Raw genomic sequence first — 495 nt, forward strand, 5'->3', positions numbered from 1 at the left:
CCACCACCCCGTCCGGCGCCGGCTTCGGACGGTCCACGTCGTCGCCGCCGACGAGCACGTCGACCTCGAGCCCGGCGGCCTCGAGCAGGGTCCGGGCGGCACGCGTGCTGGCGCCGGTGAAGACCGCGACCGGACGACCGTCGGACCGCAGCGCGTCGATGGTCGCGGCAACCCGGGGTACGGCTCGACCTCCGCCCCGACCAGCCGGCCGTAGTAGGCCTCCGCCTCCCCGTCGACGAGCTCGCGGCCCAGGAAGTGCTCGAGCACCACCTCGGGCACGCCGAGCGAGTAGGCAGCCACGACCTCGTCCCGGTCGACGCGCGGACCGCCGAGCTCGGCGACCGCCGCGACGAAGGCGTCGGGCACGACCCGCGTCGAGTCCAGCAGCGTCCCGTCCATGTCCCACACCACGTGCCTCATCCCCCGACCGTAGGGGCGGGACGGGCGACGCGCCTCAGCGGCGACGCGCGCCCGGGCCGGGCTCCAGGTGGGTCG

At 76.4% G+C, this 495-nt stretch carries 1 pseudogene; it reads right to left on the reverse strand.

Annotation, left to right across the window (positions count from 1 at the left end):
• Nucleotides 1-420 (reverse strand): annotated as a pseudogene (locus AC2W7G_RS18470) (HAD family hydrolase); the annotation flags it as partial.
• Between the last annotated feature and the right edge of the window lie 75 nt (nt 421-495).

It is taken from the genome of Aeromicrobium sp. PFPM2_SD2 (assembly GCF_057364525.1).